The 14,720-nt window shown below is 68.1% G+C and carries 13 protein-coding genes; 8 read left to right on the top strand and 5 right to left on the bottom strand.

Features of this window, described 5'->3' with window-relative positions; translation table 11 throughout:
• Window positions 1-64: 64 nt before the first annotated feature.
• The gene (locus ACWDNU_RS04200) at window positions 65-1,147 is read left to right on the top strand and encodes a substrate-binding domain-containing protein (protein ID WP_370936023.1); all 1,083 of its coding nucleotides are present in this window, start codon (window positions 65-67) and stop codon (window positions 1,145-1,147) included.
• A 772-nt stretch (window positions 1,148-1,919) separates the two neighbouring features.
• On the opposite strand, the gene ACWDNU_RS04195 is transcribed toward ACWDNU_RS04200, so the two are convergent.
• Together ACWDNU_RS04195 and ACWDNU_RS04190 are read right to left on the bottom strand one after the other, a co-directional pair.
• Window positions 1,920-2,798: a sortase gene (locus tag ACWDNU_RS04195; protein ID WP_370936022.1), complete on the bottom strand. Its 879-nt coding sequence runs from the start codon at window positions 2,796-2,798 to the stop codon at window positions 1,920-1,922.
• On the bottom strand, window positions 2,795-5,083 hold the full coding sequence (locus tag ACWDNU_RS04190; RefSeq protein WP_449667696.1) for a hypothetical protein: 2,289 nt from the start codon (window positions 5,081-5,083) through the stop codon (window positions 2,795-2,797). The genes ACWDNU_RS04195 and ACWDNU_RS04190 overlap by 4 nt, the downstream gene beginning before the upstream one ends.
• Before the next feature lie 134 nt (window positions 5,084-5,217).
• Between ACWDNU_RS04190 and pstC the strand changes: the two genes are divergently transcribed.
• The 4 genes from pstC to ACWDNU_RS04170 are packed head-to-tail and all read left to right on the top strand — an operon-like array spanning window position 5,218 to window position 9,700.
• Window positions 5,218-6,198 (top strand): phosphate ABC transporter permease subunit PstC, encoded by a 981-nt coding sequence (gene pstC / locus ACWDNU_RS04185; RefSeq protein WP_449667695.1) that lies wholly within the window; start codon window positions 5,218-5,220, stop codon window positions 6,196-6,198.
• Window positions 6,195-7,301, top strand: a complete 1,107-nt coding sequence (pstA, locus tag ACWDNU_RS04180) for a phosphate ABC transporter permease PstA (protein WP_449667694.1) — start codon at window positions 6,195-6,197, stop codon at window positions 7,299-7,301. The genes pstC and pstA overlap by 4 nt, the downstream gene beginning before the upstream one ends.
• Before the next feature lie 32 nt (window positions 7,302-7,333).
• A complete protein-coding gene (locus tag ACWDNU_RS04175) occupies window positions 7,334-8,125 on the top strand; it encodes a phosphate ABC transporter ATP-binding protein (protein WP_449667717.1) in 792 nt (263 codons plus the stop codon).
• Window positions 8,126-8,140: 15 nt separating this feature from the next.
• Window positions 8,141-9,700, top strand: a complete 1,560-nt coding sequence (locus ACWDNU_RS04170) for a substrate-binding domain-containing protein (protein WP_449667693.1) — start codon at window positions 8,141-8,143, stop codon at window positions 9,698-9,700.
• A gap of 7 nt (window positions 9,701-9,707) precedes the next feature.
• Here the strand turns inward: ACWDNU_RS04170 and ACWDNU_RS04165 are convergent, their stop codons facing one another.
• Window positions 9,708-10,472: a globin domain-containing protein gene (locus tag ACWDNU_RS04165; RefSeq protein WP_449667692.1), complete on the bottom strand. Its 765-nt coding sequence runs from the start codon at window positions 10,470-10,472 to the stop codon at window positions 9,708-9,710.
• Window positions 10,473-10,552: 80 nt separating this feature from the next.
• Between ACWDNU_RS04165 and ACWDNU_RS04160 the strand changes: the two genes are divergently transcribed.
• Window positions 10,553-10,888: a winged helix-turn-helix transcriptional regulator gene (locus tag ACWDNU_RS04160; RefSeq protein WP_449667691.1), complete on the top strand. Its 336-nt coding sequence runs from the start codon at window positions 10,553-10,555 to the stop codon at window positions 10,886-10,888.
• On the opposite strand, the gene ACWDNU_RS04155 is transcribed toward ACWDNU_RS04160, so the two are convergent.
• Window positions 10,885-11,244: a DUF488 domain-containing protein gene (locus ACWDNU_RS04155; RefSeq protein ID WP_449667690.1), complete on the bottom strand. Its 360-nt coding sequence runs from the start codon at window positions 11,242-11,244 to the stop codon at window positions 10,885-10,887. The genes ACWDNU_RS04160 and ACWDNU_RS04155 overlap by 4 nt on opposite strands.
• Before the next feature lie 98 nt (window positions 11,245-11,342).
• Between ACWDNU_RS04155 and ACWDNU_RS04150 the strand changes: the two genes are divergently transcribed.
• Window positions 11,343-12,209, top strand: coding sequence for a LysR family transcriptional regulator (locus ACWDNU_RS04150; RefSeq protein ID WP_449667689.1), 867 nt, complete (start codon window positions 11,343-11,345; stop codon window positions 12,207-12,209).
• A 43-nt stretch (window positions 12,210-12,252) separates the two neighbouring features.
• On the opposite strand, the gene ACWDNU_RS04145 is transcribed toward ACWDNU_RS04150, so the two are convergent.
• Window positions 12,253-13,092 (bottom strand): GH25 family lysozyme, encoded by an 840-nt coding sequence (locus ACWDNU_RS04145; protein WP_449667688.1) that lies wholly within the window; start codon window positions 13,090-13,092, stop codon window positions 12,253-12,255.
• Between the two features lie 211 nt (window positions 13,093-13,303).
• Between ACWDNU_RS04145 and ACWDNU_RS04140 the strand changes: the two genes are divergently transcribed.
• Window positions 13,304-14,221: a DUF5829 family protein gene (locus ACWDNU_RS04140; RefSeq protein WP_449667687.1), complete on the top strand. Its 918-nt coding sequence runs from the start codon at window positions 13,304-13,306 to the stop codon at window positions 14,219-14,221.
• Window positions 14,222-14,720 lie beyond the last annotated feature (499 nt).

The following is a 14,720-nucleotide window of genomic DNA, read 5'->3' as shown; positions in this document are numbered from 1 at the left end:
CCGCGAGGTTTGATCCCGGCCACGGAATCCCGTGGTCGAGACCAGACAGAAAGAGTACAAACTGATGCGTGCTCGTACTGCCCGGTTCGTGGGCGTCTCCGCCGCGGTCGCCGCGGGTGCGGCCCTGATTTTCCCGGGTACCGCCAGCGCAATCCCCGGTCCCAACGGAACCAAGGAGGTCGTCGCGGCCGTCGGCTCCGACACCATCGCGGACGTCACGTCCGCGGTGTTCGCCGCCGCGAACAGCTCGACGGCGAACACCGACCCCGACAACTACGTGAACGTGCCGCCGGTTCTCGCCCCCGGCACCTCGTTCACCGTCCCCGGCGACGCCTTCGACGGCGGCACCACCTACAACGGTTCCAACCCGCCGCCCAACGGTTCCTCCGCGGGCAAGACCGCGCTGGCCAACGCCGCCGCGGCGGGCAGCGCCTCGGTCGACCTGGCTCGCTCGTCCTCGCCGCGCTCGGCTTCCGACCCGGCGACGTTCCAGTACTACGGCTTCGCCAAGGACGGCGTGTCCTGGGCTGCCTCCTCGACCGGAGCGGGCGCCGGCGTCACCCTGACGCTCGCACAGCTCCGCGACATCTACAGCGGCGCCATCACCAACTGGAACCAGGTCGGCGGCGCCAACGCCCCGATCGACGTCTATCTCCCCCAGACCGGCTCGGGCACGCTGTCCTTCTTCACCACCACTGTGCTCGGCTTCGACCCGACCACCAAGCCGGTCGTCGTCAACCGGTTCCAGGAAAACGAAGCCAACACCATCGACGCCGGCAAGCAGTCGACGGCTATCGCGCCCTATTCCGTGGCCCAGTGGGTCGCGCAGGGCAACGGCGTCGTCAGCGACAAGCGCGCCGGCTTCTTCGAAGGCACTCTGACCGGTGCCGGTTCGGACGGCGCCCCGGTTTCGGGCACCGCTCCGAACTTCGCCCCGGCGTTCGCCGACGGCTTCACCGGCGCCCGCACCGTGTACTACGTGCTCGACACCCGCTCGAAGTCCTACGGCGCGGCGCTCAACGCGGTCGGCTTCGATTCGGACGGCCCGAGCCCGCTCTGCGCCGGCAGCCTCGCCGCCACGCTGTCGCAGTACGGCTTCAAGCCGCTGCAGGCCGACGCCACCGGCGTCACCTGCACCCTCTCCTGACGCACTGAGCATCGGCCCGGCCGGGAAGCTTTCTCCCCGGCCGGGCCGATCCCGCTTTTCCGGCCGGATCCGCGCGGAGCGGTCCTTTCCGGTGCCCGGCGGTCTCTACGATCCCGGCGCCACACACCTGCCGGGCTGCTGCCAACCCGGCTCCCGACGGCGCCGTCACGGGCTACTCGGCAGCGGCTCGATCGAACTCGTCTCTTCCGACGCGCCGCCGCTGTCTTCCGATCCGTCGACGTCGCAAGCTCCAGGGGCCCCGCCAGAGACGCCGTCTCCTGGTCCGTGTCGTCGAGCGGCACCAGAGTCACTCTGGCCATCGGCCAACTGCGCGACGTCCGCAAGGGCACCGTCACCGCTTGCAGCCAGGTCGGCGGTGCCAACGCCCCTATCACCGTCTCCGTGATTCGGCTTCGACCCAGACACCAAGCCTGTCGCCCTCCGGCTGTTCCAGGAGAACGACGCACAACCATTTCCCCGCCGACCGGCCGAACGCGATCGCGCCTTGCTCCGCGGCGCAGCGGGTCGAACAGGGCGACGAGGTGGTCTTCGAAGGAACTCTGACCGGCGTTTCCTCGGCAGCCACTCCGCGTACCACGTGGCCGACACTCGAGCACCGTCCTGCGCCGCCCTCAACGCGATCGGCTTCGACGACGGTTTCGAACCGCTGCCGCCCGAACGCGACCGCGTCACCTGCTCTCACGCCTGATCCATCGGGACGGATGCCGGAAATACGGGATCTCTCCGTATTTCCGGCATCCGGTTCGGCAGATCAAGCCCAACCAGGCAACAACCTCCACACCGCCGACGCCGCCAACACCGCCAGCGCCAGCAACGCCGGTGTCGTCAGCACATAGGTGGACACCGAACGCCAGCGGCGGTACAGCACCGTCGCCCCCACCGCCACCACCGCGAAGCCGCCGAACGCGAGCACCAGCCGGGCCCAGCCCCCGGTGTCTCCGGTGCGCCCGTCTTGGGCGTCCGCCCGGCCGTTCTGCGGCGTCGGGCGGAACGGCTTGCCGTCGAGGACGGCCGTCACCACCGTCGCGCTCGACGCGGAACCCGGCCACCACGAGTCCGAGGTGACGAGCGTCAGCCGGTCGTTCTCGGTGCGGCCGTAGTCGCGGTCCTCGTCCAGGTCTCGGGCCGCCGTGTCGGTCACGGTGTAGACCGATTTCCCCTGGGTGGTCGCGACCACCAGCCGGTCCCCCCGCGACAGTTCGCTGAGCCGGGAGAACGGCGCCCCGTATCCGGAGTACCGGCCGACCACCGCGGAGTTGCCCGGCTGGCCGGGGCCCGAGGTTCCCGGGACATGCCCCGGCCCGGACATCGTGTCGCCCGGTTCCACGCCTTCGAGCACCACCTGCTGCACCTGCAGTTTCGGGATCTCCAGCACCGCCACCGGCGCACCGGACTCCGGCGGTTTCGTCACCGGCGCGGCGCCGAGCAAAGTACGTGCCGCGCCCTGCGCCTGGGCCATCCGGCTCTGCAGGGCCGAGAGCGCCGCTCGCTGATCGTTGTTCGCCAGCATCGGCCCGAGTGCGTAGGCGACGATGCCGAAGCACAGCACAGTGGTGACCAACCAGCCGACGACCGCGATAACTGTCCACTTTGGATTCAAGTGCACCGGGGCACGCAGCGTCGCGGTCATGCGCGGCGTCGCAATGCGATCACCCTGCCGGCGAGCTGGTTCAGCCACGGCGGCAACGGCTTGCCCGCGGTCAGGTAGCCGGTCGTCGGCGGCAGGAACACCAGCGCGACCAAAGCGAGCAACGGAATCAGCGCCCCCAGCACGCCTGCCCCCGGGAACAAGGGGATCTGCACCGCCGCGGCGACGCTGCGCCCTTCCTGCATGCTCGCTTGGGTCGGCGCTTTCATCGCCAGCGCCGCGGCTTCCGCCGCACCGGGGCCATTCGAGCCAGAGCGAGGAAGCGGACCGCCGAAGCCCCCGCCGAGCGGTGTGGCGCCGGCGGGCTGACCGGCCCCGGGGCCGCCGTCCGCCGCGCCAGGATTCCGGGCTTCCTTCTGCTCATGGCAGGAAGCCGTCGCCGTGCCGGAGCCCACCTTCGCCGATGCCGCCTGCGCCGCGGACAGCAAATCCGGCGGCAGCGGGACCATTCCGGGCCCCATGCCGCTTTGGCCCTCGTTGATCGAGGCCTTCAGGAAGGCGGCGAGCTGCGCCTGTTTCGCGGCTTCCGGCGCGCACGAAGCATCGACCAGCGGGTTGACCGGAGCGGCGACGGACTCGACGTAGGCGAGCGGATACGCCTCCGGATCGCCGTTGGCGACGAGCCGGATCGAACCGTCCTTCGTCGCTTCCGCGTGCGCGGCCGCCGCTTCCAGCGACTTCGGGGTCGGCGCGACATAGCCGCCGTGGCCGTTGGGCAGGGCGACCGGAGTCCAGCCGTTCTCCGTCGCCGTCGCCAGATCGGTGACCACCCAGTTCACGCAGCCGTTCACGCAATCCCCGCCGTTCCCCAGGGTGGCGTTGCTCACCTGCTTGCGCACGTTGATCCGGCCGGTCTTCGCGTCGACATTGTGCGCGGTGTCGTCGCCGAGGTTCAGCCCGTTGAGATCGGTGACCACGCCGACCGGTCCGTCGCTCCCCTTCAGCGGTTCGCCTTGGTGATTCACGAAGCGCGCGTATTTCCAGGCCGGGGATCCGTTCAACCGGCTGCTGAGCACCAGGGGCACCGTGCCCGGCCCGGCTTCCCCGGCCACCCCGAAGAACGTGAGGTCGGAACGCCCGGCCCGCGCGTCGGCGGCCCCGCCCACCTCGCTCGGGCCGATCGCGGCGAGCGCGCGGTTGCGGTTCACCAGCGCGGATCCGTCGACGAAGATGCCGCCCCGGCCGGTGCTGCCCGGCTGCTCGCCGCCCTTGCTCAGCAGGTTGGCCAGGTCGTCCCAGCTGAACGCGAGATGGTCCGACAGCCGCGACTTCAGCCGGGTGCCGAGGTCGTCGCGGTCGTCCGGCGTCCAGCCGATCGCGGCGAGCACGGTGGCGTTGAGCCCCACGGGAACATAGCTGCGGGCCCGGACCTGCTGTGCGGCGAGCGCACCGCCGGACCCGGTGACGACCACGTCGGTATCGCCCTTGTCGAACGACGTCAGCCCGACGTCCTCGGTTTCGTTCACGATGTTGACCGGCTGGGCCGCCTTCGTCGGTGCACACAGCATCTGGTTCCAGTCGACCGCCGTGCGTCCGAAGCGCTCCGGCATGCTCCCGGTCAGGGTGCTCGGCCCGATGCCGCCGCATCCTTGGATCTTGATCCCGGGCGCGCTGGCGCGAAAGCGGATCGAACTGTCGATCACCTTCTGCGCAGGGCTGGTGGGCGTCCACGGGATCGTGATCCTCAGCGTCAGCGTGCACGGGTGGTTCTCGTCGCAGGCGAAGGAAAACTTCTTGTTGCCAGGATTGGCCGGCCACGGGAATTGCGGGCTCTTGACGATGTCGGTGAGGCCGGGATCGTAGGGCACGGCGTGCGGCGTAGCCGCTCCGCGAGGCACATAGGTGTCGAACACGATGTTCTTAGTGGCAGCGCTCCGCCCCCGGTCCTTCGGCGGGCCGCTGAAGCTCGAGCTCGACAGCTCGTCGTTGAACTGGCCGCAATAAGCCGCGACTCGGTTCACCATCGAGTCGTCGTGGACCCAGGACCGGGTATGCGTCACCGGGTCAAGCTTGTTGATCACCAGCGAGTCAGGCAGTTGCTCCGGGCACACGTAATAGTTCGCGACAGCTCGTGTGGGCAAGCCCGAGATCGTGATCCGCAACGAATCCCCGTCCTGCGCGTTCATCGGGTCAGCACCGGTGACCTGCACTTGGTAATTCAACGGACTCGGCTGCGTCTGCGCGGACGCGGCCGGCACGACGGCGACGCCCAGCACCGCGAGCACTCCGGCGGGTAGTACGTGCGCCACGCGTCTGAAGCGGTTCATGGGTTCAACTTCTCCAGCGTCGCGCGCGGCGTCAACAAACAGGAACGGAACGCGGGCACCGGTTCACGTACGCGCCGTCGGGCCTTCGCTGTCCAGCCAACTTTCTCCGCTTCCGGCTCGTAATACTCGCTGCCGTGACCGTCTCGTCCTCCTCGTCCGGCCCCGCGCCGCCGGAGCGTCTCGTCCTCGCCGATCTGCCGTCTCGGGCCGATCGGCTCTTTCGCCGCGTCACGAGCGGGGCCGGGCTTTCGGTGCTCGCGCTCTTGATCGTGATCGGGTTCTTCCTCGTCTACCGGTCCGCGCCCACGTTCGAGGCCAGCGGTTTCGGCTTCTTCACCACGATCCAGTTCGACCCGGCTTCCGGGCATTTCGGCGTTCTCGGCCTGCTGTACGGCACGGTGGTGGTCGCGCTGATCGCGGTCGCCGTCGCGGTGCCGTTTTCGGTGCTGGCCGCGCTGTTCATCAGCGATTACGCCAGTCCGCGGATGCGCGGGTTCCTCACCGGGCTCGTCGACCTGCTCGCCGCGATCCCCAGTTTGCTCTACGGCCTCTGGGGATTCAGCTTCCTCCGTCCGTACATCACTCCGTTGTCGCAATGGATGACCGACAATCTCGGCTGGTTCCCGCTGTTCGAGACGAAACCGGGCGCGGTGCTGTTCAATTCGATGTTCGTCGCGGGGCTCGTGGTTTCGCTGATGGTCATTCCGATCACGACGTCGGTCATCCGCGAGGTTTTCACTCAGACTCCGCCCGGGGAAAAGGAAGCGGCGCTCGCTCTGGGCAGCACTCGTTGGGGCATGGTGCGCACGGTTGTGCTGCCGTTCGGCCGCGGCGGGATCGTCGGCGGCTCGATGCTCGGGCTCGGCCGTGCGCTCGGCGAGACGATCGCGGTTTCCCTTCTGCTGCCTCAGGTTCCGGAATTGACGACGCATCTGCTCGAGTTCGGCGGCGCGACTATTTCGGGCTTCGTCGCTAACAACGCGGGACAATCCGGGCCTGCGTTGAGCGGGTTGATGGCGGCCGGGCTGGTGTTGTTCGCCTTTACGCTGGCGACGAACTTCACCGCGTCGGTGATCATTTCCCGCAGCCGTTCCGGAGCGGGGGTCGACGCGTGACCGCCACCGAAATCCGTCCCGAACAAGTGCGTCCGATTCCGGTGCGCCGTCGGACGTCTGCGACCACGCCGCAGGACCGGCTCGTGGCGCTCGGCTGCGCCGTGTCCGCGACTCTGCTGACCTGGTTCGTGATGCACCAGCTGCTGGTGTCGCCGGGCTGGCTCGCCGATCTGGTCGTGGCGTATCTGCTGTACCTGGGGATGCTCTACCTCGTCACTCGCGACCGGCTCGGGCGGCTCGCGGCGGTCGACAAGCTGGTGTCCGCGGTGGTGGTGAGCGGCGCGGTCGGCCTGCTGATTCCGTTGCTGTTCCTGCTCGGTTACATCGTCCTCAAGGGCGTGCCGAGCTTGCGGCCGGCGTTCTTCGGGCACGACATGTCAGCCGTCGCGCCGACTGATCCGGCGACGGCGACCGGTGGTCTGCACGCGATCGTCGGCACCCTCGAACAAACGGCGCTCGCGCTCGTGTTCGTCGTTCCGCTCGGCGTGCTCACCGCGATATTCCTCAACGAAACCCGGTCCCGTTTCCGCCGCCCGGTGCGGATTTTCGTGGACGCCATGAGCGGTCTGCCATCAGTGGTCGCCGGTCTTTTTGTTTACGCGGCACTGATCCTGCCGCCCGCGCAACTCGGCTTCTCCGGGTTCATGGCGACGCTCGCGTTGACAATGATCATGCTGCCGACCGTCACCCGCACCGTCGATGTCGTGCTTCGCCTAGTGCCGGACGGCCTGCGCGAGGCATCACTCGCCCTCGGCGCGAGCCGCGCGCGCACGGTCTGGTCAGTCGTGCTGCCGACCGCGCGCACCGGCGTGAGCACCGCGATCATTCTCGGCATTGCCCGAGTGGTCGGCGAAACCGCGCCGTTGCTGTTCACTTCCTTCGGCACGCTTTCCATGAATTTCAATCCGTTCAGCGAACCGCAGGAAAGCTTGCCCCGCTTCGTTTACCGCTACATCAAAGAACCGCTCGCCTCGGCGCAGGAACGCGGGTACATCGGCGCGCTGGTGCTGATCCTGCTGATCTTCGCGCTGTTCGCCCTGACCCGGCTGATCGGCCGCAAACGCTGGTCGGCGCGCCGCACGAAAACCAGGAGTGCCCGGTGACCGAAACCCTCGAAGTCCGCGAACCCGTCCGGGTGCTCGGCGGGCCGCCGCCGGGCGCGGCGACACTGGAGGCGCGCGGCGTGCACGCCTGGTTCGGCGACCGGCTCGTGCTGGAGGACGTCACTCTCGCGATGCCCGCCAACGAGGTGACCGCGCTGATCGGCCCGTCCGGCTGCGGGAAATCGACGTTCCTGCGCATTCTCAACCGGATGCACGAACTCGTCGGCACCGCGAGCCTGGCCGGGGAAGTCCTGCTGGACGGCGACGACATCTACGCCGAGGGCACTCGCGCGCAGCACGCCCGGCTGCGGATCGGCATGGTGTTCCAGAAGCCCAACCCGTTCCCGGCAATGTCCATTCGGGACAACGTGCTCGCCGGGCTCAAGCTCGCCGGCGTCAAATGCGCGGACAAGGACGGGCTGGTCGAGCAGAGCCTGGAGCGGGCCGGGCTGTGGCGGGAGGTCCGCGACCGGCTGAACTCCCCCGGCGGCGCGCTGTCCGGCGGGCAGCAACAGCGGCTGTGCATCGCGCGGTCGCTCGCGGTGCAGCCGAATGTGCTGCTGATGGACGAGCCCTGCTCGGCGCTCGACCCGACGTCCACGCGGCGGATCGAGCAGACGATCGTGGCGATCTCCGACGAGGTGACCGTCGTGATCGTGACGCACAATATGCAGCAGGCGCAACGGGTTTCGCATCATTGTGCGTTTTTCCTCGCCGGGGAGAACGAGCCTGGCCGAGTGGTCGAGCACGGGTCTACTGAGCAGATCTTCGAGAGCCCGGAAGACAGCCGTACGCACGACTATGTCCACGGCCGTTTCGGCTGAACTGGGGAGTTTGTGATGCATCGCAAAAGATGGGCCGGGCTTGGCTGCGCGGGGGCGTTGCTGGCCGGACAGGTTTTGCTCGCTCCGGCCGCGGAGGCGTTCAGCCAGGTCAACGGGTCGGGATCGACGTACGTCGGGCTCGCGATGAGCGACTGGCAGAATGGCGCCAATTCGCGCGGTATTCCGGTCAATTACAGCGCACTCGGTTCTCCGGCCGGGGTTAATCAGTATGGCGATCACACCGTCGACTTCGCGGGCACGGAGGCGGAGGTCAGTTCGCTCGAGGCGGCAGGTGGCGGAGGAGCCACGGCGAAACAGCGCGGATACCAGTATGTTCCCGACGTCGCTGGCGCGGTCGCGGTGATGTACAACGTCACCGATGCCGGTGGACGCCGCGTCGACACCCTGCATTTGACCCGGGATGTGGTCGCACGGATCTTCGCGCGGCAGATCACTCGCTGGAGCGATCCGGCAATCAGCGCCACCAATGGCGGGTTTGCCCTGCCGGATCAGCCGATCACGTTGGTCGGCCGCAGTGGGCAATCCGGTACGACGGCGCTGTTCTACGACTTCGTGGCGCACGTCGCGCCGGGGCCGTACGGGGACTTCGTCGGCCGGAATGTCGACAAGGGGATCGGGCCGCTGCCGTCCGGAGTGCGGCCGATCCAGCTGCCGACACGGGGGCCGGACGCGGACTTCTACCGGCTGTTCGCCGACTCCGACCAGATCGCCCAGACGCTGGCCAACGGCAGCGTCCCGTTTTCCATCGGGTACGACGAATTCGGTTACGCGAAGAAGTACAACGCACCGACCGCGTGGGTGGAGAACCAGGCCGGTAAATACACACTGCCGTACGCGGCCAATATCGCGGCGGCATTGACCAAGGCGAATCTACGCCCGGACCTCAGCCAGGAACTGTCCGGCGTCTACGCCAATCCGGATCCGTCTACCTATCCCATTTCGGCGTATTCCTATTTGATGACGCCGTGCGGGTCAGGCCGGGACACCTGCAAGGGCGGATACCCGGACGGCGCCAAGGCGGACACGATGACCGCGTTCATCGAGCACGTCGCCTGCGACGGGCAGATCAACATGGCGCGCATCGGATATTCACCGCTGCCGCCCAACCTGTCGCAGGAGATGATGAACGCCAACGCCCGGCTGACCGGACGTCCGCCCAAACAGCTCAATGCCGGGAACTGCGCCAACCCGACGTTCCAAGGCAGCCTTGGGGCGGGGGCTACCGCACCGCAAGATCCGTTTGCCGGAATGGGCGGCGTGGACGCGTTGACGCACGGCAGCAATGGCAACGGACCCAAGGCTGGGGCGAAGGAAGGACCGAAGTCGTCTGCCAGCGCCCAAGCCTCGGCTGGACCGGGGGCGTCCTCGGCTTCCGGGCCGGATGCTTCGGAAGCCAACGGCGGGTCGAAGGATTGGCGCAATGCCGAACCCGCCGCATATCAGGGCGGCGGATTCGGCGGATTCGGCGCCTGGGCGGCGCTGGTGTTGTTCGCCGCGATTTGCGTGCCATTGGTGGTGCGCGGAATCATTCGACGCTTGCGGCGGACGAACTAACGCGGATTCAGTTTCCCAACCACGGCGGAGCCGAGCCCCAGCCCCAGCGGGGCACCGGCTGGTCGCCCGCGGGCCCGGCGTCCGGCGCGGAAAACACCACCGCGAGCCTGCTGCCCCATTCCAAATACCCCGCGAGCGCCGCGCGGAACTCCGGGTCAGCAGGCAGCCCGACCTCGTCCGCGGTGGCCAGCAGCAGCGAAACCCACCGACGCCGCTGCGGCTCGGTGATCGCCCGGCCAGTGTGCCTGGAGATCATGTGCGTATGCCCGCCGTGGTGGTCGGTGTACGCGGTCGGACCGCCGAACACCTCGCCGAGCCAGACCGCCACGTGCGCGGGATGTTCCGGGCTCATCCCGGCGAACACCTCGGCGAGCAGGTCGTCCTCGGGCACCTTCGCGTAGAACGCCTCCATCAGCCTGGCCAGCGCGGCTGCTCCGCCCGCCCATTCGTAGAGCGTCGGCACCGCGCCGCCCGGACCGGCCACCTCAGTGCGTTCGTAATGCCGCATCTCCTCGATGTTCTCGACATACGGGCGGATCTCGGCGAAGAACGCGGCGAAATGGGGCCCGCCCCGGAAACCCTGGAGGTGCGCGTCGGCCGAAGTCCAGACAATGCGCAGGACATAGCTGCCCGGCTCGTCGACAGCGTGCGCGAGTTCGTAGTCATGACACTGTTCCGCAGCGGCGAGCGACTTGGCCGCGCGCCGGTAGGCGGCCTCGAAGTCCGCGTGCCCGCCGTCCGGAACGCGGTACCGGATGGACTCGATGATCACCGTGCCAGCCAAGCACGCGCCGGACCGGTCGCCTAGTACGCACTTGCCGGTGCGTACCCGCGGCAGGCGATGATGGTGGGATGAAAGCGCGCTATTCGTGTGCGGTCGAGCTGGCCGTCGACGTCATGGGCGGGAAATGGAAGCCGGTGATCCTGGCGCGGCTCAAGGAAGGCCCGCACCGGTACGGCCAGCTGCGCCGGGCCATTCCGTCGATCACCGAGAAGGTGCTGACCGCGCAACTGCGCGAGCTGGCCGCGGCCGGGCTGGTCGACCGGACCGAGGTGGCCGGCCGGGTGCCGACGGTCGAGTACCGGCTCACCCCGGAAGGCGACGAACTGCGCCCGGCGCTGACCGCGTTGTACGAATGGGGCAGCCGGTACGCCGAGCGCAACAGCATCCCGGTCGGCGATTCCTAGGAGCTGAGCAGGTCCGCCAGCACGGCAGCTTCGCTGATGTCACTGCGCTTCGTCGCAGTCAGCAGCGTCAGCGAGCCCTTTTTCGCCAATGCCCGCAACTGATCCAGCGCTTCCGCACGCTCCGGTTCTTCCAATTCCGCGCGGTACCGCTTCGCGAATTCGTCATACCGGTCCGGATCGTGCGCGTACCACTTGCGCAGTTCCGTCGACGGGGAGATCTGCTTCAACCAGTCGTCCAGGTGCGCACGGTCCTTGCTCAGCCCGCGCGGCCACAGCCGATCGACCAGGACCCGCGAGCCGTCGGTGGACTCCGGCTCGTCGTAAACCCGGCGAACCTGGACTTGGCGTTTGCTCATCGGGGCAGCGGCTCCTTCCGGCGTCTGGGGCTCCCGTCGCCGCCCAGCGTCCGCCGGTGGGCACGGCGGTGCAAACGAAGGGGGTATAACCCCAGGGTATGGAACTGCGTCAGCTGCGGTACTTCGTCGCCGTCTTCACCGAGGGGTCGATCAGCCGGGCGGCCGGGTCGCTGCTGATCTCGCAGCCCGCGCTGACCCGGCAGATCCGCGTCCTCGAACGCGAGCTCGGGACGCCGTTGTTCGAACGGGTTCCGACGGGCGTTCAGGCGACAGTGGCCGGCCGAGCGCTGCACGAGCACGCGCGGCAGCTGCTGCGGCTCGCCGACGCGACGCGGGAGGTCACGCGGTCCGCGGCGCCGGTCAAGGAGCAGGTCGAGATCGCGTTGCCGCCGGGGATTCCGCAGGACTGGGTGCTCATCGCGCTGGCGGAGATCCGCCGCCAGGTGCCGGACGCGGCGTTGTCGTTTTTGGACGCCAGCAGCACCGAGCAGCTCCGGATGCTCAGCGAGGGCCGGATCGACATCGGGCTGATCCACCAGAACCCGCCGTCCACCTTGCACGGGCGGTTGTTGTTCGAGCATCCGTTCGGGGTCGCGATCCGGCCTGGTCACGCGCTTTTCGGCCGCGCGCAGTGCCGGTTGCGGGATCTCGACGACGTCCGGGTGCTCGCGCACTCGCGGGCGCAGGTCCCGGCCGGGCACGACCAGATGCGCGCGGCCGCGCACGGGCTCGGGGTGTCGCCGAATTGGCGGCTCGCGCGATTCAACGAGAACGCGCTGGCCTGCGCGGAGGCCGTCGAGGCGGACGCGGTGCTGCTGAGCAGGCCCAGCGCGAACCGCATGCTGCCCGGCTGGGCTTGGAGCGAGCTGGTCGAACCGAGCGTCCCGCTGACGACCTGGGCGGCATGCCAGCCGCAGACCCGGCGGATCGTCGGCGCGGTCATGGAAGTGCTGGCCAGCTCTTAGCGGACCCGTCCGGGAGCGCGTGCGGCTCCCGGACGGGCGGGATTCAGCCGGTCGCCAGCACCTTCAGCCGGTCAAGGCCGGCGCTGAAGTAGTCCTGGTCGAGCGGCGTCGAGGTGTACTGCCAGAAGGTGTAGAACCCCCACGCGTAAGGCAGCGTGCCCGGCGACGACGAGTACGCCGCCACCCACAGCGGGTTGGTCGAGCTGAAGTCGCCCTTGTTGCCGGTGCACTGGGTCCACCAGCTGTTGGCCGTGTAGATGACCGGCCAGCGCGACGTCTTCGCGTGGTACTCGTCGCTGAACGCCTTGATCCAGGACACCATCGCGGACTGGCTCAGCCCGTAGCAGGCCGAACTGGGCCCCCACTCGATGTCGAGCGTGCCGGGCAGGGTCTTGCCGTCCCCCGACCAGCCGCCGCCGTGTGAGACGAAGTAGTCGGCCTGCGCCGCGCCGCCCGAGAGATCAGGACGCCCGTAGTGGTATGCGCCGCGGATCATGCCGACGTTGTACGAACCGTTGTACTGCTGGGTGAAGTCCGGATTCTGATACCCCGTGCCCTCGGTCGCCTTGACGTAGGCGAAGCGCTTGCCCTGGTTCCAGTAAGACTGCCAATCGACCGCACCCTGGTAACTGCTCACATCGATGCCGGACGTAGTGGTCTCGACCGACGCCGGCGCGACCGCCCCGCCGCCCGGTTCGTGCGCCCGGATCGAAGCGCCCATCTGATGGTTGTCCGGAGTCTCGATCGAAGTGCTCGCGGCCGCGGCAGGTGCGGCCGAGGCGTTCGACGCGGTCGCCACGAGCAGGGCGGCAGCCGCGGCGAACACCGCCCCGGTCAGGCGACGGCGCGCCCTCCCGGCGGGTCCCCAGTGGTGAGTGGTCATGACAGGTCCTTTCGGATGCCCTCGCGACGTGCCACCCGATCAGGTGGCACGAGGACCTGATTCTGTTACTCAATGTGATGCGCTGTCACTGCTCCAAGTGAACTAATTTCCACTTGACCGGACAACGAGAAAGACATTCTCAGTAGGCCGTTGCGGTCAAGTTGGCCGAAAACCCCACCAACCGACCCTGCCCCGCTTACTCTGCTCCGCCATGTCGACAACGCGAAGAACCCGGACGATCCTCCAGCTCCTGGCCGTGCTCTTGGCTTTGGCCGCGACCGGCACCGGCACCGCTCAGGCAGCCGAACAGCCGCTTCTGCACTTCAACCACTCCTACGGCGTCCTGGACCGAGAAACAGCCGACGCCATCGAGCATTCGACGTATCTGAAGGATTTCGCGAACTTCCAGGTCCGCACCACCACCGGCGCGGGCGGCGAAAAATGGACCGGCCGCTACCTGATGGGCCGCGAAACCTACTTGGAACTGTTCGGTGTCGGCGACGTCCCCGGCAAGGACGGCGACCTCGGTTCGGCGGGCCTGGGAGTCTCGGTCGAACACACCGGCCAGCTGTCCACAGTGGTCCAGCGTCTCCACGACGCAGGCATCGCGAACCCGTTGGAATTCCTGCAAACCCGCGACTTCGGCGACGGCAAGCCAGTCCCGTGGTTCAACGGAGTCTTCACCACCGACCAGTACGACACCTTCGGCGCGTGGGGCATGGAATACCGCGCGGAGTACTTCACCGACCCGCGCAGCAACACCGGCCCAGCGCAATACCCCGGCGACATCAGCCGCAACCGCTACCTGCCTGACGACTACCGCAACCACCAGATGCGCGACGTCACCGACATCCGCCTAGGCATCACGGCCCGCGACCTCAGCAACACCCTGCCGCTGCTGCGCGCCGGAGGAATGACGGTCCGCTCGCTCCCCACCGGCGCCCTCGCCACGGATGGCATGACCACCATCCACTTCGAAACGGTAACCGCGGACCAGGTCGGCCTGCGGCAAATCGACCTGGCTCTGAACTGCCCCACCGGAACAAGGCACGTTGAGCAACTGGGCCATTCCACGCTCGTGGTCGGCCCCGGCGCACATGCTCGCTGGACCTTCAACATCCGCAACTGACCCCCACGCCAGTGTCGTGAAGGGCTCCTTGCGGGGATCTAATTCCCTCAAGGAGCCCTTCACAGACCGCCCGCCCCCGCCAGGACGCGCCCCAACGCCACATTCGGTGCATCCCGCGCACCCAATGCGGCGTTCGGTGCATCTGACGCACCCAACGCCACATTGGGGCGCTAGCCCCGGCCCACTCGCGAACCGCAGCCGAAGCACCCAACGATCGAGGCACCCAGCCACGCGCCCCACCACCCAACCGCAGCCGCCGCACCCAACGGTCGAGGCACCCAGCCCCTCCCCCGCACCCCGATATAAAGCGTCCCTGCGGTCTGGGGGTGCTTGTCAAGGCATCTTTCCCGCCTTGACAAGCACCCCCAGACCGTCAGCACACTCAAGCTTCGGGGTGCCCCACGCACGCCAGGGCGCAATGTCGCCGCCAGGCGACGAGCCGCCCCCAACCCCCAACACATGAAAACAATTCACCCCAGAGGAAACACCAGGTGACATC

Source organism: Amycolatopsis sp. NPDC003676, assembly GCF_053587275.1.
Note: the sequence above shows the minus strand (reverse complement) of the source record. Positions and strands in the feature narration are given on the sequence as shown.